At 58.5% G+C, this 17929-nt stretch carries 15 protein-coding genes, 1 tRNA gene and 1 pseudogene; 12 read left to right on the top strand and 5 right to left on the bottom strand.

All coding sequences use genetic code 11. The features are described from left to right. Window positions 1-115: 115 nt before the first annotated feature. On the top strand, window positions 116-1246 hold the full coding sequence (locus tag PAN31117_RS13705) for a site-specific integrase (protein ID WP_150738650.1): 1131 nt from the start codon (window positions 116-118) through the stop codon (window positions 1244-1246). Window positions 1247-1440: 194 nt separating this feature from the next. After that, complete coding sequence (locus PAN31117_RS13700; protein ID WP_150738649.1) at window positions 1441-3888, top strand: NACHT domain-containing protein; 2448 nt, start codon at window positions 1441-1443, stop codon at window positions 3886-3888. Between the two features lie 170 nt (window positions 3889-4058). On the opposite strand, the gene PAN31117_RS13695 is transcribed toward PAN31117_RS13700, so the two are convergent. Next, on the bottom strand, window positions 4059-5342 hold the full coding sequence (locus PAN31117_RS13695; protein WP_150738648.1) for a HipA domain-containing protein: 1284 nt from the start codon (window positions 5340-5342) through the stop codon (window positions 4059-4061). A gap of 119 nt (window positions 5343-5461) precedes the next feature. Continuing rightward, window positions 5462-5728, bottom strand: a pseudogene (locus PAN31117_RS27500) (helix-turn-helix domain-containing protein); the annotation flags it as partial. A gap of 1190 nt (window positions 5729-6918) precedes the next feature. On the opposite strand from PAN31117_RS27500, the gene PAN31117_RS13685 reads away from it, so the two are divergent. The 4 genes from PAN31117_RS13685 to PAN31117_RS13670 all read left to right on the top strand — a co-directional run bounded on the left by PAN31117_RS13685 (window position 6919) and on the right by PAN31117_RS13670 (window position 10395). Continuing rightward, window positions 6919-7140 (top strand): hypothetical protein, encoded by a 222-nt coding sequence (locus tag PAN31117_RS13685; protein ID WP_044454370.1) that lies wholly within the window; start codon window positions 6919-6921, stop codon window positions 7138-7140. Between the two features lie 943 nt (window positions 7141-8083). After that, window positions 8084-8866: a rolling circle replication-associated protein gene (locus PAN31117_RS13680; RefSeq protein WP_246189068.1), complete on the top strand. Its 783-nt coding sequence runs from the start codon at window positions 8084-8086 to the stop codon at window positions 8864-8866. A gap of 11 nt (window positions 8867-8877) precedes the next feature. Next, on the top strand, window positions 8878-9138 hold the full coding sequence (locus PAN31117_RS13675; RefSeq protein WP_150576891.1) for a pyocin activator PrtN family protein: 261 nt from the start codon (window positions 8878-8880) through the stop codon (window positions 9136-9138). Window positions 9139-9510: 372 nt separating this feature from the next. Continuing rightward, entirely contained in the window at window positions 9511-10395 is an 885-nt protein-coding gene (locus PAN31117_RS13670) for an EamA family transporter (protein ID WP_150738646.1), read from the top strand. Here PAN31117_RS13670 and PAN31117_RS13665 read toward each other — a convergent pair. Both PAN31117_RS13665 and PAN31117_RS13660 read right to left on the bottom strand, forming a co-directional pair. Beyond that, a complete protein-coding gene (locus tag PAN31117_RS13665) occupies window positions 10364-10858 on the bottom strand; it encodes a GNAT family N-acetyltransferase (protein ID WP_150738645.1) in 495 nt (164 codons plus the stop codon). The two genes, PAN31117_RS13670 and PAN31117_RS13665, sit on opposite strands and share 32 nt — an antisense overlap. 157 nt (window positions 10859-11015) lie before the next feature. Next, window positions 11016-11092: transfer RNA gene (locus tag PAN31117_RS13660), tRNA-Met, on the bottom strand. Between the two features lie 211 nt (window positions 11093-11303). On the opposite strand from PAN31117_RS13660, the gene PAN31117_RS13655 reads away from it, so the two are divergent. The 6 genes from PAN31117_RS13655 to PAN31117_RS13630 all read left to right on the top strand — a co-directional run bounded on the left by PAN31117_RS13655 (window position 11304) and on the right by PAN31117_RS13630 (window position 16354). Then, entirely contained in the window at window positions 11304-11918 is a 615-nt protein-coding gene (locus PAN31117_RS13655) for an NUDIX hydrolase (RefSeq protein WP_246179626.1), read from the top strand. 65 nt (window positions 11919-11983) lie between these two features. Beyond that, on the top strand, window positions 11984-12748 hold the full coding sequence (gene aat, locus PAN31117_RS13650) for a leucyl/phenylalanyl-tRNA--protein transferase (protein WP_150738644.1): 765 nt from the start codon (window positions 11984-11986) through the stop codon (window positions 12746-12748). Further along, window positions 12745-13533, top strand: coding sequence for an arginyltransferase (locus PAN31117_RS13645; protein ID WP_150738643.1), 789 nt, complete (start codon window positions 12745-12747; stop codon window positions 13531-13533). The genes aat and PAN31117_RS13645 overlap by 4 nt, the downstream gene beginning before the upstream one ends. Window positions 13534-13697: 164 nt before the next feature. Then, on the top strand, window positions 13698-14726 hold the full coding sequence (locus tag PAN31117_RS13640; protein ID WP_150738642.1) for a quinone-dependent dihydroorotate dehydrogenase: 1029 nt from the start codon (window positions 13698-13700) through the stop codon (window positions 14724-14726). 51 nt (window positions 14727-14777) lie between these two features. Then, window positions 14778-15575 carry a transporter substrate-binding domain-containing protein gene (locus PAN31117_RS13635; protein ID WP_150738641.1) on the top strand — a complete coding sequence of 266 codons (798 nt, stop codon included), beginning with the start codon at window positions 14778-14780 and terminating at the stop codon, window positions 15573-15575. 119 nt (window positions 15576-15694) lie between these two features. Further along, complete coding sequence (locus tag PAN31117_RS13630) at window positions 15695-16354, top strand: amino acid ABC transporter permease (RefSeq protein ID WP_039399031.1); 660 nt, start codon at window positions 15695-15697, stop codon at window positions 16352-16354. A gap of 90 nt (window positions 16355-16444) precedes the next feature. Here PAN31117_RS13630 and PAN31117_RS13625 read toward each other — a convergent pair whose 3' ends face one another. Then, window positions 16445-17854, bottom strand: a complete 1410-nt coding sequence (locus PAN31117_RS13625; protein ID WP_150738640.1) for a lactate utilization protein B — start codon at window positions 17852-17854, stop codon at window positions 16445-16447. Between the last annotated feature and the right edge of the window lie 75 nt (window positions 17855-17929).

The following is a 17929-nucleotide window of genomic DNA, read 5'->3' as shown; positions in this document are numbered from 1 at the left end:
ACAGCAAAAAGCGTAGTGCCGGATTTCCCAATTTTAGCCCCGGTTTAGGCTCGTTTTAGCACCCAAGTGCTACGGTGTAGCACCGAAAAAAGCCGTGTAGCACCGACGAAAACCTATGGGAACAATCTCAGTACGGGAACGAAAGGACAAAAGTATAGGGTATACGGCACAGATCCGCCTGAAGCGGGACGGACGGGTGGTCTATACCGAGGCGAAGACGTTTGACCGCAGGCAGGCTGCGGCGGCGTGGATCGTCAAGAGGGAGAAGGAGTTGGCGCGTCCGGGGGGCATAGAGGCCGCTGCGGTGGTCGACCCTCTATTTAGTGAGGTGATTAAGAAGTACGTCGACGAATCGATTAAGAAAATCGGGCGAACGAAGGCCCAAGTCTTGAATGCCGTCGCACGAGCGCCTATCGGGGAGAAACGTTGCAGCCAGTTGGGAAGTACCGACTACGTTGATTTCGCGAAGAGCCTCGACGTACTTCCTCAAACCGCGAGCAACTATATGTCTCACATCGGGGCGGTCGTCAACGTCGCGCGCCCCGCGTGGGGATATCCGTTGTCTGAGCAAGCCTTGAGGGATGCGCGACGAGTGCTATCCCACCTCGGCCATACTGCCAAGTCCGCCAAACGGGAAAGACGTGCTAGTTTTGCTGAGCTGGATCTACTTCTAGAACACTTCGTAGGGATTCGCAAAAGGCATCCGAAAAGCGCGCCGATGCAGTACATCGTTCCGTTCGCGATATTTTCGACACGACGCCAGGAGGAAATCGTGACGATCAAGTGGTCGAACTTGGACGCGGAAGGGTCCCGCATACTCGTTCGAGACATGAAACACCCAGGACAAAAGATCGGCAACGACATCTGGTGCGACCTTCCCCCGGAAGCAATGCGCATTCTGTCTGCAATCCCACGACGCGAAGGCGAAGACCGAATCTTCCCTTACACCACCGACGCCGTCGGCGCAGCATTCACACGCGCATGCCGGTTTCTGCAAATTCAGGATCTGAGATTTCACGACCTGCGCCACGAAGGAACCAGTTGGCTTTTCGAGCAAGGTCTGTCGATACCTCGCGTAGCCGCCGTAACCGGCCACCGAAGCTGGGCAAGCTTAAAGAGGTATACGCATATCCGCGAAATGGGGAATCGATTTTCTGGTTGGTTGTGGCTTGCGAGACTAGCACCGACGCAGAATACGGTAATCAGCGGGCATCCGAGCATTGCGGTGCACGTCACCCAAAGTTGACCAGCAGACAATTAATCTTGAGTTGGAGAGGGGGGCGACGCCCCCTCCTGATTTCAGTAGCACTGGGCACTAGCACCTCTACGTTGAAGCAATCAAAAAATCTGTATATTACAATGCATCAACAAATAGCCACTGCTCGAGGCACATACACAGTGGAAAACGAAAGATTAACTTAATCACCCGGAGAAGAGGGAATGCAGAATCACCCAACTACGGTTGAACGCGGGGACAAGTTTCGCGACGCCATCGCTGCCATTCTAAGAACAAAGTATCCAGACGTTCTGACAGAAGTTAGAAAGGGGTCAAAAAAAGTAGATATTGTATTTTCTCGAAATGAGTTCGGTCGCCGCATTACGTTTGGCGTTGAATGCAAAGACTACAGCAGACCTTTGACGAAAGATAATCTTCTCGCGATATATAGCGACTACGGTCCGCTAGTAGAAAGCAAACTTCTCGATCACGTACTCATAGTTGCTTCGAAAGACATATCAGCAGACCCCCGCGCTTATGTCGATTCTGTGCGATGGCTCAGCTTCCAAACAGATCGGCAACTTGAAGCGGATCTCCTTGGGTTGAGGGAGTACATTGAGATTCTTGGCGAGCTGTTCAATGAGGATGAATTAGAATCATATTATGTCGAAGCGAGACTCGTCGGCCAGTCTCAATCCGCATCATCTTATATAGAAAACTGGCTTTACGATTCAAAGCCATCACCCTTAGCTATTATGGGGGGATACGGCAAAGGAAAAACGAGCTTCGCCAAAAGACTCGTATCCACGCAGGCGCGGCGGTATCTCGCCGACCCAACTGAGCGGATGCCAGTTCTAATTAGACTTGGTCAGGTAGTACACGAGACTCAACTGGAAGGTCTTTTTGGCAAGGAATTCACTTCCCGCCAACCTGCAACTGACTTCAGATTCCGGACGCTTGAACATTTAAATCAGATGGGAAGACTTTTAATTGTTCTCGACGGATTTGATGAGATGAAACACGCGATGTCAGCCGCTGATTTTCGGTCGAACTTCCGTGAATTTAACAGACTCATTCAAAAAAACTCTAAAATACTAATTCTTGGCAGACCAAATGCAATCCCCACGGAAGCGCGCGATCTCGTTTTTAGAGGTATCCGTGGATTTGGAGTCAATTCACAGGTTGTTGACCCCACGTTTCGACAATGGACGGAAGTGGAAATCGATTTCTTCAATGAATCTGAAATTACCCAATTTCTTCGTAACTATTTGAAGCACCTCGCGACGACAAACGAAACAATTCCATCTGAAGAGTTTGTCGATCAACGTCTTCGAGAAATCCGGCAGGAGGTTTCGGAGGATCTGCTAAGGCGTCCTGTGCATGCAAAGATCGTTGCGGAACTCGCGTCCGACCCGACATTCGATCTTCGAGGCTTTACCCAACACACGCTCTACGCTCAATTCATGCGACGACTCATTGAAAGAGACGTAGAAGAAAAACAAGCACGTCGAGATATCGGCGTTGCTGATAGACTCAAATTTCAGAAGGAATTGGCGTGGTGGTGTTGGACGAAGTCGGGGGATGGTCAAGGTTTTTTTGACCGCGATCAGGTCCCTCGCGCTTTGCTGGATGGGTTGCCTGACGGAAAGTCTATCGATCCGGAAACAAAACTCGCCGAGTATCTCGTTTCGACGTTAACGGAGGAAAAGGACGCAGGAATTCTATTTTTTGCGCATCGCTCATTCCAAGAGTTTTTGGTTGCGGAACGGGCAAGAGAGTGGACCCCGTCAGCCGAGCAACACGTTCAACTAGCTAACGCACTGACTGTTGACATCCGAGAATTTCTTGAAGCTGGGCCCGATCGCCAGTATCTTGATCGCTGGCACGAAACGCTGGGCGCAAGCGCTGGCCCACTATCTACGGAGTACCTCCGCTACTTCGCGGCGGATACAGCACTGACCGCTAAGATACTGCGCATTCCAGCCGTCAGAATGTCGGCAGCGGACGTGGCAATTATTGGTCTTCGGCGTACGCCCGCCGCCCAGAATCAGGTATCCAATGAGGAGCTCATATCCACGCTGGCCGAGATTCTTAGCGAGGGTGATGAAGATGCTGCGACGATGGCCATCGTTTGTCTTATCCGACTACGTTACGAGGACGGCTCCTTGGACGCAGTCCGGGCGCTAGTCCTTGGCCTAATCGTTCGTGTGATTCAGCGAATGAAAAGTTCGGAGGGAGTGGAGAAAGGAATCTTTATCCCGACCTCACTTTATGGAACTCCCGAGCGGGTATGTGCTGCTGCCCTCAAAAAAACTAATGAAGAAAATACCGGACGAGCGGTATCTATCGACCTAGCGGAAGCTCTTCGGATCGCTAGCAAGCATTTGACCATCGACATCGGGCTCATCGCTAGAGATGCGAACGACGGTGTGGCAGGTCGCGTCGGACAGGAGTTTACAAATCCGCCCGCGCACGCTGCACTATTTGGCGCCCCCCCCATCCCTGTTAATCGCTTGGTAGAGGCAATTCCCGACAAGACGTTGGGAGATTCAGTACGTCGCTTGCTTCGGTTGTACGGCGCTCGAATGGAAGTCATCGAGTTCAAGGAGCGGGGTAGGTCGTACGAGGCATCGCCAAAGCGACGGTTTAACTTTGGTAGCTCATCTCGATAGCTTGACAGGGGTTAGTTGCGCATTGTGTGCCCCCCCCCCCACGCCGCGTTGCTTGTGCTCAAATGAGGGCTAGCGGGGGCGGTGACCCGCCCCCTTCAATAGGGCCAATAGGCTATGAAAACAGAGCAACCTTGGCCATGACCGTCCGAGAGTTGGTGTGATGCGAAGCGTCACGCCCGCAAACGCCCTGTCATTTCCTTGATTGGCATATTGACTATCGTACGAAGCAATCGAGCCTCTCCGCCAGATAGGTTGTGTTCACTCTCAATAGACGCACGAAGAGGTTCTGCTTGCCCTTGAACGTCGGCAATGACGTCGTCGAGCATGACGGTCGCCTGCTTCTCATTGAGCGACAGCACTTCGCCGAATTTCACAAGCTCCTCTCGGGTCACGTCAGCGAAATGTGTAGCCTTTCCGATTCGCATCGCCAATTCAACATGTGGCCATTGGCTCCAGCCGTGGTTTTCCGGCGTGTGATACGCCACCGTGCTTAGCAAGTCATAGAACGGCGCCAGTGCATAGCCACTTGGCAGCGAAAAGAACGACACGTTCTTCAAATGGTTGTCCCCATTTCCTACCAGCACGTTGAACACTGCCCATCGGTATATGGCGGTTCTGCTGAGAGCCTTTACGCTCTGACGCTCAATGCATGCAGAGAGAGACTCAGCATTTGCCGAGTGATACTTGAACGTGCGGTCACGAGTCAGGAGTTGCAGTGCATCGAGAGTGTGGATTCGCTGCACAGGGCTGGTCTTGAAATTTCGGTCGAATCGCTCAACCACGTAGCATGCCGACGGGACACGTAATAGGTACGTATTCGGCACAGGAAGGCCGACCGCCTTGGCCAAACGCATCGTGTAAAACTCGTTAACAGCCGAATGCGGATACCCGGTGTGGCGCATGTCCGGTTTGAGAATATGCGTCGATGGTTCATTCCCTTCCGGCTCAAAAAGCTGGTTGCCATGCTCGGTGTCGAGAATCACCAACAACTTTTGCTGGGCACCGGCCGCACTCATTCGTTTTGGCGCGTCGGAGGTGATCGGAGCATAGGGCATCGCCTGAATACGAGCTTCAAGAGAATCGTATGGCAATTCACGCCGACCGCCGGTGTCGTCGCTCTCACTCAGGGGAAGCAACGTGAGAGATCCGGCGGACTCGCGTCCGTAGTACGCCAATAACCCCCAAGAATCCTCCGACTCTAGTTTTGCCTCCTTCGCAAGCGCAACACGCATGGCTTCTTCCGGTAGAAGATTGTCGAAAAACCACTGCACCGGTCGCTGACTAGAGCCGTCAACGACGACTTTTTCGCTCAGGGGGAATGCTGGCGCCAACTCAAAGCGTGGCCCGAATGAAAGCCATTCCGGGGCGTACCCGAACGACCAAACACCGTCGGTGTCGGTCAGGGTTCCCATGTGCTGTCCGTTGGAAAGCACCTTCAGTGAGCGCTCCGTCATTTAACTTTCCTCTTCACGTCTTTCGAGGACTCAGTCTCGGGGGCGGCTGAAGTCTCTTGGTTCGTTTTAGCTCTTCGCGTTTTCGACGCAACATCAGCGGGCGATTGGTTAGCGACCAGCCGTTCCGCAGCTCTCAACATACGAGTGTTCGAAGGCTCGAAATAGAGCTCTGGAATTTGGGCACGTATTGAAACGCCCAACTCACTCAAGAGGTGGAGCACCTTACCCAACTGCGCGGTCGGTTTGCCTGCCTCCACTTGGCTTATGAACTTGGGCGACAGGCCCGTCGCCAGCGCCAAGGCGTCACGCGTGAAGCCCTGCTGAAGCCTAGCGAGCCTTATCGTCCGGCCCAAAGATTCCGCACCATTGATGAGTTCGTCAGTCATCGCCACCACCTCATTTCGTTCCCGTTCGGGAACATTATAGTCTGATAGTCGATTTGGCTCATATTTCGTACCCGAGCGGATACGATATAACAATAAGGCCGCTCTTGATCAAATTTCGTTACCGCTCGGGAACGAAATCGGATAAACCCTATGCACGCTACCATTTCGTTCCCGATCAGGTACGAAACCACCCAACTTGGGCGCTCCAATAATTCTTGTTCCCGCTCGGATACGAAACAGTGGCACGGGTTTGCTTGGGCTCGATCTCAAATTTTCGAGAATAGCTCCCGCCCTCTTTCGAGCCGAGCGTAAATCACGCACGCGGTGACGTCACCAGCATCAAGGCAAACAACACAGCACACATCGCTCGACGTACCCGCTGCCGCATGCGCACCCCATGCATCGCGGCACCATTACCTCCGCATCGACTGCTAGCATGCGAGCCGTCGTCAGCACTCGAAGAAATGAATGGAGCGAATCATGTACGCGACACCCGCACGGAAAAAGCTTGCAGCTAGCTCAGCGAAAGCGCGCAAGATTCCAAAGACTCGCTTCAGACATCGCAGCACTCCGTATCAACGTCGGCCACAGGCTTCGAGCGGGTTAATAAAACTCGCCTCTGTTCTCGCGGGAACAGTTTCGGTAAGCCTCGCGGTAGCGACTATGACTCCCAGCGTAACCACTACGGTGATTGCCACGATCGCTGGTCTCATTGGTAGCGGGCTGCTGGTAAAACGGTACGGATAAAGTCACCTGCGCGCACAAGTCAACGGAGCCTTTCGGCTCCGTTTTCGTTTCTGGGCACTCATCACGTCCGGGTCGACCAAGGAGAATCCCTATTGAGGCATCGGAATGTTCTGAATCTCAACGAGTGACCTAGAATGCGACTCCGAACGCGTGGTGCCCTCAAAGTCGGATCGGTAATCTGGTTCCCGTCGCGCCCCAAACGCGACCGGGTTTTGCGACCCGAATGATGATCTCTCGGGCACACAGCCGCGATTCTTGCGGCTTCTGTGTGCGCGTACCTATGCGTTTCCTGCCTCAATGGGCGGGCCTGGATTGGGACGCCTTCGGGCGTGCCGCCAAATCCGAGTCATCAGCGGTTCGCAAACCTAGTCCAGTGCCCGCCCACCCCTGCGCAATGCAGCGGGTGGCGGGAATCTCAGATTGGCTAGTTAGAGGTGCCCCGCATGACGCTTCATCTCCCCGCAGCTTCCTTAGTCCACGCTTCCGTCGACAAACTCAACACGCTCTCCGAACGCATCCTTGCCCTCACGACGTGCACGACCACGGACACCGGCAACGAAATACCCCACCGATTCCTGCTCGCAATCTTCGAAGAGCTTGGGGAAATGACAGTCGAACTCGTTTGTGAATGCCACAAGCTGAAGGCTGACTTTCTCGACGCATAATCGTCGGCCCCGCAGCTCACACAACTCTGCCAACGGCATGGCCCCCCGCATGTTTCGGCTGTCTCTACAGCATCGCGTCCTCCTCATGCACGCTCGCTGTTTCAATTTCACGCCAAACCTTTCGCCATGCACGCCATCAGTCCCCTCCCCGTCGCTTCAATCGGAAATTCCCCATATACGGTGCGTTCGCGCGCTGCTTTAATAGCCCCACATTCGCGCCACGCTTCCATACGTGGCTCCCGATTGTGTTCAGTACATGGCATCACCCCTTCCGGCTACAGATGCTGGAAGTCAATTCGCGCTCAAGGGCGTTTGCTGGGGCATTTATACGAGAGCTTGGCCAAGATCCCATCGCGGGCAGTGTCCATCGTCGTACTGCGGCCATCATCCGAAAAATTCCCTTTCTCACCCAGCAGGTAAGACCGTCGTAACCCAACCTGAGCCGTTGGTTCGTTCGTTGACGTTTGTACTTCCGTAAGCCGGTCGTCTTTCAGGACGTCTAGCGTCGGGAGTGTCAGCGCCGTACCCGGAGAGAGGGTTGCGTATGCGTGCCTTGCGGAGTCCGGGCGGTTGTCGCGCGGCTCAGCGCGGCTTGCGTGACCGAGCAGCGGGTATTACCTCCTGCGTCCGCCGTCACCTCATACCTTTGCATTCTGGCCTTCATGCCAAACCTTTCGGTCGTCCACGGCGCGCTATCGCCCGCCGTGTTCGTGAAGGGTTACGGACAACAGCTAGGAAGCACTGCGAGCGCCCGCCGCCCGCAGGGTCGAGGACGGCGGGCGCACGAAGTGCGCCCGTAGACTTGTATCACTAGCATTTAACGATAAGTCCTCGGAAACGCTCGCCAGACAAGGCACGACAGGAACACTTACTCCCCAAGCCATCCGCGCAAGGGGACCCCTGATCAACGTGATTGAGGCAAGCGATGAATGACACGAACGTAATGAACTACTCCCCCTTCCGTCGCGAATGGATCGTCCGTCGACGTGTGTTCGAGGACGGTCAAGTTGAGGCGACTGCGGTTCGATTCGACCGCTACCTGAAGGCGCAAGCGCTTCACCTCATGCCGCGCGCAAAACGCGGTGAGTCGCAGACCACGGAGGAGAACAAGTTGATGGCCGCCAAGCGCGCGAAACAGCAAGTTCGCTTGCGCTGCAAAGCCATTGGTGCAGACAGGATGATCACCCTGACGTATCGCGAGAACATGCTGGACAAGGAACGACTCAAGCGCGATTTCGACGCGCTGAGACGCCTCCTAGGCCGGGTTCAGAACTTCCAGTACGTCGCGGTGGCAGAGCGTCAAAAGCGCGGCGCGTGGCACCTTCACATCGCCGTTAAGGGGCGACAGAACTACCGAGTGCTGCGGACGCTGTGGCTGCGCGTCGTCGGTGAAGACAACGGCAACGTCGACGTTCGCAATCCGAATCGCGAAGTGGGTCTGCGTCACAAGATCGCGTCCTACATCGGCAAATACATCGTCAAGAACTTTGACGAGCATCAGTTGAACGAGAAGCGATATTGGGCGAGTCGCGGGATCACGATTCCTGAATCGGAGACCGTCAAGCACTTCCTCGCGGATTGCGCCGCTGAGGCCATCGTCGCTGCCTACGACTCGGCACTAGAGACCGGTGCGACGCTTGAGGACCACGCGTGGTATTGGAGTCAGGACAACGGCTACTTTTGGATGGCGACAAAAGAGCGGCCAACCGATTCCGGCAAAGCGTGAGGAGGTAGCCGATGAACACCACTTTTCTTCTTATGGCCCAGTACGGTGCCGTCGCGGTAGTCCCTATCGACCTCGTGTGCCGTGACTACTTCTCTCACCTGAGCGCCGAGAAGCTGACTCGAAAGATTGGCGCAGGCGACATCGCGCTTCCGCTAGTTCGCATGGAAGGCTCTCAGAAAAGCGCGAAGGGAGTGCATGTGGAGGATCTTGCGAAGTATATCGACGACCGCCGGGCAGCGGCTGTGAAGGAGTGCCAGCAACTCTGCCACTGAGTCGAGCAGGTCAACCGGAATAGCTTGAAGCTCGACGCGTAAGCTCTGCCCCGAGGGGGCGATGCAAATCAAACCCTTGGGGCGCATTTTGAGGTTGATCGACGCACGGCAAACCGCACAAAGAAGTGCTACATCCGTGCTACATCGACCGCCGCCCTGCCCTCAATCGTCCAAACGACGGGCCTCTCACGCCTCCAAACCGTCCAATCCATCATCGGCCGCCGGGGCCAGAGGCGCCTAGGGGGCATACGTACGTCCTCCGGCCAGCAAGCCTTCCGACAGGTTTTCCCGCACGACAGGCCGACGCACCGGGAGTACACTTTCGCCTTCCGTCGATAACAAATTAACTATTCGGCAACAGGAGACGCCAACATGGCACCGAAGGACCTCTTGCAGGCACTGATCGTCGTACTCGCCTGGGGCGTGAACTTCGTCGTCATCAAAGTCGGCCTGCATGGCGTTCCGCCCATGCTGCTGGGCGCACTCCGATTTTTGCTTGCCGCGTTCCCCGCGATCTTCTTCGTCAAACGCCCGCAAGTGCCGCTCGGATGGCTGGTCGCCTACGGAGCCACCATCTCGTTCGGCCAGTTCGCCCTCCTGTTTACTGCGATGTACGTCGGCATGCCCGCCGGACTCGCGTCGCTCGTGCTGCAGGCGCAGGCCTTCTTCACGCTCGGCCTCGCGGCAATGTGCCTCGGCGAACGCTTTCGCGCGCAAAACGTCATCGGCCTGTTGATTGCTGCGGCGGGGCTCGCCGTCATCGGCATGCAGGGCGGCGGCGCCATGACGCTCATCGGCTTCGTGCTGACATTGTGCGCCTCGCTCAGTTGGGCCACCGGCAACATCGTCACGAAGAAAATCGGCAAGGTCGATCTCGTCGGACTCGTCGTGTGGGCAAGCCTGATTCCGCCGATTCCGTTCGTCCTACTCTCATACTGGTTCGAAGGTCCGCAGCAGATCACGCAATCTCTCGAGCACATCTCGGCGTCGTCTATCTTCGCAATCGCCTACCTCGCCTTCATCGCCACACTCGTCGGCTACTCGCTTTGGGGGCGTCTCATGACGCGCTACCCCGCCAGCCAGGTCGCACCGTTCTCGCTGCTGGTGCCGATCATCGGACTGGCGTCGGCAGCATTGTTGCTGGACGAACAATTGACGACTCCGCAAATCGCCGGTGCCGTGCTCGTCATGACGGGTCTCGTGGTGAACGTCTTCGGCGCGAAGATTAAACAGCGCCTGCTGCCGGCGTCGCAGTAGCTGAAGTCGACGCAACGGGTTTTGCCGTTGCTAGCCGCATATGCAGGATCGGGAACGGACGCCCCTGACCATCGAGTTCGGAACGTCCCATCACCTCGAAACCCTCGCGACGATAGAACGCCAGCGCCTGCGGATTCTGTTCGTTGACGTCGACACCGACACAGTCCAACTCACGCACCGCATACGCGAGTAACGTCGCGCCGATCCCCTGCCGACGTGCCTCGGGGGCGACGAACAGCATCTCCACATTGCCCGGCGACACGCCAAGAAAGCCGCGAATGACGCCACCGTCATCGCGGAACACACGCAACGTCACCGCGCCCAGATACTCGTTGCGAATTCGCGGACGCAACCACGCAATATCCTCGTCGCGTAGGAAATCGTGCGTGGCACGCACAGACGCCTCCCAGAGTTCGGTGATAGCGTCGAATTCGTTTTCATCGGGAGTGAAGATGCCAGACATAGAGACCCGTGATTGGATTTCGTTAGCGTGACCGTTCGACCTGCGCCGCTTTGCCAACGATCCCTAGCGCAATCGCGAGACCAATCGTGAACATCGAGCAAAGCAGAAGCCGAAACGCAAAAAGCCTGATTTCTTGTGGAAATCAGGCTTTCGAATTTGGTTGCGGGGACAGGATTTGAACCTGTGACCTTCGGGTTATGAGCCCGACGAGCTGCCAGACTGCTCCACCCCGCGTCTGAAGAATTAGATTATATGACAATTGCCATCGCAGTGCAACATGGCGCGCCGAATATTTTTCCTGCGATGCGTTCGCACATGCCGCGCACATCTTCGCAAACCGCCGTACATCGTCAATACCGGGGTTATCCCGGCACCCAGTATGCGTCGCCGCACAGCGCGCGTCGCCGGTGATACACTCGCAGCAACCATGAACCGACGTCCTCCCATCCAATTCTGTTCCGCCTGCGGCCATACGGTCGAGTTGCGCATTCCGCCCGGTGACAACCGCGAGCGGCATGTCTGCACCCATTGCGGCACCATCCACTATCAGAACCCGCGCAACGTGCTCGGCACAGTGCCTGTGTGGGGCGACCAGGTGTTGCTGTGCAAGCGCGCCATCGAGCCGCGACTCGGATACTGGACGCTACCCGCTGGCTTCATGGAAATCGGAGAGACTACGTCGCAAGCCGCCGCGCGCGAGACGCTGGAAGAAGCCGGCGCCGTCGTCGAAGTCGGTGCGCTGTTCTCGCTGCTCAACGTGCCGCACGTTAATCAGGTGCACATCTTCTATCTGGCCCAGATGCGCGAGCCGCAGTTTGCCGCCGGTGAAGAGAGCCTGGAAGTCGCCCTATTCTCGGAAGACGAAATCCCGTGGGACGACATCGCGTTCCCGACCGTCGCCAAGACGCTGCGCTTCTTCTTCGAAGACCGCCGCGCGGGTGCCTTCGGTGTGCACGTCGAAGCTTCGGCAGATGCCGCCGTCCCGGGCGCACCGGTCCCCTCGCTGCCCGTGCACACGGCGCACACCGAGGACATCCTCACGCCGATGCTGCGTGTCTGAACGCACCGTCGACATCTGCGCCTGCCCTGTGATGTCGACGAAAACCCTGCAAGGTTGACGTCGTCATGGTCGTCTGGCTCGAAGCAAACGATCCCTTCCCTTCTGTAGACGAAGCGCTCGACGCATCGAGCGACGCGCCGGGATTGCTCGCGGCCGGGCTCGACCTCTCACCGCAACGCCTGCTTGCCGCGTATCGGCAAGGCATCTTCCCGTGGTACTCGCAAGGCCAGCCGGTACTCTGGTGGAGCCCCGATCCGCGCATGGTGCTGCGGCCCGAGCACTTCGTCATAAGTCACAACTTCCGCAAATTGCTGCGCCGCGTGCTGCGCGACGATGCCTGGGAAATTCGCCTCGACGTCGACTTCCCCGCCGTCATGCAGGAGTGCGCCCAAGCGCCGCGTCGCGGTCAAGACGGCACGTGGATCACACCCGCCATCGTCAACGCCTACCGCGCGCTGCACGACGCAGGACTCGCGCACAGCGTGGAGACGTACTACGAAGGAGAGCGCGTCGGCGGCCTGTATGGTGTCGCGCTCGGGCGCATGTTCTACGGCGAATCGATGTTTGCCAAACGCACCGACGCCTCGAAAATCGCGCTGGCCGCGCTCGTCTCGTTTGCACGCACACACGCAATAGAGGTGATAGACTGCCAGCAAAGTACCGCGCACTTGGCGTCACTTGGCGGCAGCGAAATCCCCCGCCAGGCCTTTCTGGCGCATGTGCAAAAGGCGGTCGTGGCCCCCGCGCCGGTCTGGCGTCTGGACAAACAGATGCTCAGCGCACTGGCCTACGGTAACGCAGCAGACAAGGCTCACGAGGTTTCGCAGTGACCCATCCGAACGAACTGCCGCTCTCCCCGCTGTCCGCCCTTCAGTTCTACGCAACAGCGCCGTACCCCTGCAGCTATCTCGACAATCACACCGCACGCTCGCAGGTCGCCACCCCCAGCCATCTGATCAATTCGGACGTCTATAGCGAACTCGTGCGCTCCGGCTTTCGTCGCAGCGGCGTGTTCACATACCGCCCGTACTGCGACGGCTGCCGCGCCTGCGTTCCGGTGCGTGTGCCGATCGCCCGCTTCGTCCCCAACCGCACGCAACGTCGTATCTGGAAGCGCCACGCGGCACTTGCCGTCAACGTTTCCGGACTGCACTACACCGAAGAGCACTACCAGCTCTACATGCGCTACCAGTCGCGACGCCACGCCGGCGGCGGCATGGATCACGACAGCCGCGAGCAGTACGAGCAGTTCCTGCTGCAAAGCCGCGTGAACTCGCGTCTGGTGGAATTTCGCGAGCCGCCGGGCCATCAGGGGGCAGGCACGCTGCGCATGATCAGCATGGTCGACATCCTGAGCGACGGCTTGTCGTCGGTCTACACGTTCTTCGATCCGGATGTCGAAGGGGCGTCCTTCGGCACGTACAACATCCTGTGGCAGATCGAACAGGCACGCGCGCTCGGACTGCCTCACGTCTACCTCGGCTACTGGATTCAGCAGAGCCGCAAAATGGTCTACAAGGCCAATTTCCGCCCGCTGCAAGGCCTGCTCGACGGCCAATGGCAAGACATGCCCGAGGCCATGCTTGACGCGGCCGGTCAGTCACCGGGTCAATAGTCCACCCGCCTGTCGCACGGGTCCGCTTCGCGTCAGTGCGCATCGCGCTCATCCGCCCTCCGCACCTACGCAAAACAGGAGTACGCAGAGCGTAGAAAAAGACGCGCTCCGCGCCCGGGATACCGGTAAAATGGCGACTTTCCGATTCTGCCGAACCCGACATCGTGCTTGCGCCTCTCTACCCTCTGGCCCGTCGCGCCCTGTTCTGCCTTGACGCCGAACAAGCCCACCATCTGACGCTGGCTACGCTGCGCGGCGCCGCCTCGCTCGGCCTGGCCGGTCTCGTCGGTCAGACGCTCCCCGAATCGCCGCGCACGGTCATGGGCATCCGCTTCCCGAACCCCGTCGGCCTCGCAGCCGGCCTCGACAAGGACGGCAGTTGCATCGACGGTCTCGCCGCCCTCGGCTTCGGTTTCGTCGAAGTGGGAACGGTGACACCGCGCCCGCAGGCGGGCAATCCGAAGCCGCGCATCTTTCGTCTGCCGCAAGCCGAAGCCATCATCAACCGCATGGGATTCAACAACGGCGGCGTCGAGCAATTCCTGCAGAACGTACAGTCCGCGCGCTACAAGGGACCGCTGGGCCTGAACATCGGCAAGAACGCCGATACGCCCATCGAGCGCGCCGTCGACGACTATCTGATCTGCCTCGAGAAGGTTTATCCGTACGCCACCTATGTGACGGTGAATATCTCGTCGCCGAACACCAAGAACCTGCGTCAACTGCAAGGCGGCGACGAACTCGATGCTCTTCTCGGCAAGCTCAAGGACAAACAGAGCGCGCTGTCTGACCGTCACGGCAAGTACGTTCCGATCGCCTTGAAGATCGCACCGGATCTCGACGACGAGCAAATCAAGGTGATCGCCGGCACGCTCACGCGCCACGGTTTCGACGGTGTGATTGCGACCAATACCACGCTCTCGCGTGAGGCTGTCGCCGGCCTGCCGTACGCCAACGAAACGGGCGGACTGTCGGGACGTCCGGTGTTCGACGCATCCAACCGCGTCATCCGCGCGTTGGCCACCGAGCTGGGTGGCGCACTGCCGATCATCGGTGTCGGTGGCATTCTGTCGGGTGCGGACGCGCAGGCGAAGCTCGACGCCGGCGCCAGTCTGGTTCAGGTGTACAGCGGCCTGATTTACCGCGGCCCCGAGCTGGTGCGAGAATGCGTACAAGCGCTGCGCACGGTCTGACAGGTCGAACGTCAGCGTCCCCTTCATCTGACACAGGGATAACCAGACATCATGAAATCCTGGCTCAAGACGCTTTGCCTCGTACCCCTGGCCGCGGCCGCCCTTATCGGCACGTCGCCCGCCCGCGCCGCTGACCTGCTCGACACCGTGAAGTCCGCGGGCGTGCTGAAGATCGGCATCGAAGGCACCTACCCGCCGTTCAACTATCGCGACAAGTCCGGTCAGCTCGACGGCTTCGACGTCGATGTCGCCAAAGCCGTGGCTCAGCGCCTCGGCGTGAAGCCCCAGTTCGTCACGACCGAATGGAGCGGCATCATCGGCGGTCTTCAGGCAGGCAAGTTCGACGTCATCGTCAATCAGGTCGCCATCACCGACGAGCGCAAGAAGTCGCTCGACTTTAGCGAGCCCTACACGTACTCGGCGGCGCAACTGATTCGTCGCAAGGACGACAAGCGCGAATTCAAGACGCTTGACGATCTCAAGGGCCACAAGCTCGGCGTAAGCCTTGGCAGCAACTACGACAAGATGGCGAAGGCAGTGGCCGGTATCGACGTGCGCACCTACCCTGGCGCGCCCGAGTACCTCGCCGATCTCGCCGCCGGCCGTGTCGATGCCGCGCTCAATGACCAGTTGATGATGGCGTATCTGCTTCAGAACGCTAAGCTGCCGCTCCAGGCAGGCGCGGTGTTGCCGGGCACGAATCAGGCCGTCGGCATTCCGTTCCGCAAGGGCAATCCGGCATTCGCCAAGGCTATCGACGACGCGCTGACCGGCATGAAGCAGGACGGCTCGCTCGCCAAGATTGCGCAGAAGTGGTTTGGCAAGGACACGTCCAAACCGGCCCAGTAATACGGTAACGACGGCGATAGAGACGACAATCGCATAGGACTCACGGCCGGCATCACGCCAACGTTGCGGATGCCGGCCGTTGTCTATCCGACGCAAGACATTCCCTAAGACACTCCCCCATGAATCCATTCGAACTCGCGGCCCAATCCTTGCCAGTGCTGTTGCAGGGCACCGTGCTCACCATCAAGTTCGCATTGATGTCGATGGTGTTCGGTCTGGCGATCGGCATCATCGTGGCGGTCATGGGCATCGGCAAGGTGCGCGTGTTCCGGGCCATTGCGCGTGCCTACGTCAGCATCATGCGCGGCACGCCGCTGCTGGTGCAGATCTTCGTCATCTATTACGGCCTGCCGGGCGTCGGCATCTCTCTCGAACCGACGGCCGCCGGCGTGCTCACGCTCAGCCTGAACGTCGGCGCGTATCTGTCGGAGAGCATGCGCGGCGCGCTCGAAGGCATGCCGCGTGGACAATGGCTCGCCGCGTACAGTCTCGGACTGTCGTACTGGCAAACGTTGCGTTACATCATCGGACCGCAAGCGCTGCGCATTGCCGTGCCGAGCCTCGGTAACAGTCTGATCAGCCTGATCAAGGACACGTCGCTGGTCTCCGTGATTACCGTGACGGAGTTGCTGCGCTCGGCACAGGAAGTCATCGCGTCGACGTATCAGCCGTTGCCGTTGTACCTCGCATGCGCTGCCATCTACTGGGTGCTGTCGACGGGACTGTCGGCATTGCAACGTCGCATTGAAAAGCGCCTTGCCCTGCCCTCCCGTACCTGAGCACAGCCGAACACCACCGACTTCGGCGGGACGTAAAAAAAGCTGGCACTCCGCAGGGAGGCCAGCTTTTTTTGTTGGGTGTCGACGCAATCAGCGCGGTGCGCGACGCTCGCGATACATCGCGCGGAAAGTCTTGCCGCTCGGTGCAGGCATCTCGCGCGTATCCGTCCATCCGCCAGCGAAAGGCAGCCTGGAGATACTCCCGCGATCGCGGCCCATGCGCTTTAACGCCCACGAACCGAGACCCGACAGCGTGGCGTACAAACGCGGTCGACGCGCAGTAAACGCCCACGCCGCCAGCGCCGCCCGCTCGCGCCACGGACGCAGCCCCCGATCCACCTGACGCTCGCGCAGCTTGCGCAGCAAATCCGAAATCGGAATCCCCACCGGACAAACGCGATTGCACTCGCCACACAGGGTCGCAGCCTGCGGCAAATCAAGCGTCTTCTCCAGCCCGACGTAGCTCGGCGTGAGCACCGAACCCATCGGCCCCGGATACACCCATCCATACGCGTGGCCGCCGATCTTCTGATACACCGGGCAGTGATTCATGCACGCACCGCAGCGAATACAGCGCAGCATCTCCTGAAACGCGCCGCCGATCAGACCGGAACGTCCACCGTCGACGATCACGAAGTACATGTGATCCGGCCCGTCGACCTCACCCTCGGCGCGCGTACCGGTGAGCAACGAGAAGTAGTTTGACGTGCCTTGCCCGGTGGCCGAGCGCGGCAGCAGACGCATCGCCGTGGCGAGATCCTCCAGCGTCGGCAGTACCTTCTCGATGCCGGTGACAGCCACGTGCACGCGCGGCATGATCGTGCACATGCCTTCGTTGCCCTCGTTGGTCACCACGGCCACCGAACCGGTTTCTGCGACGAGGAAGTTACCGCCCGTCACGCCCATGTCCGCCGACAGGAACTGCGGGCGCAGCATCTCGCGGGCTTCGCGGGTCATCAGCGGGATTTCGGTCAGACGCGGCTTCTGGTGCACGCGCGCGAACAGGTCCGCGACCTCGTCCTTATCCTTATGTACGACCGGCGCGATGATGTGCGACGGCGGCTCGTTATCGTTGATCTGAAGAATGTACTCGCCAAGGTCGGTCTCGACCGACTGCACGCCCATGTCGGCGAGCACCTTGTTGAGTTGCAGCTCTTCGGTGACCATCGATTTCGATTTAATCACCTTCTTGACGTCGTGCTTGCGCGCGATCTCGGCAATCAGACGCGCGGCGTCCTGCGTCGATTCGGCGAACAGGACGGTCGCGCCGCGTCGCGTGGCTTCACGCTCGAAGATCTCCAGCCAGACGTCGAGATTCTCGATCCCGCGATTACGACGCTCCTTGAGCGCCTCACGTGTCGCCTCGAAATCGATCTCTTCCATGGCGCTCGCGCGCGCCGTCACAAACTTGGTCGAGAGCTTCTTGAGGTTGGCTTGCAGACGCTGGTCGGCAAGCTTCTGCCCGGCACGCGCCTTGAATTGCATCGATTGAACTTGCATCGCGACTCACATGATGTGATGACGGCATGCGCGCGCAACGGTGTCGGCGCGCACAAGCCAGAAGGTCGGGAAGAT

Source organism: Pandoraea anapnoica, assembly GCF_902459765.1.
GTDB classification, from domain to species: Bacteria; Pseudomonadota; Gammaproteobacteria; order Burkholderiales; family Burkholderiaceae; genus Pandoraea; species Pandoraea anapnoica.
This window is presented reverse-complemented; position numbering and strand designations above follow the sequence as displayed.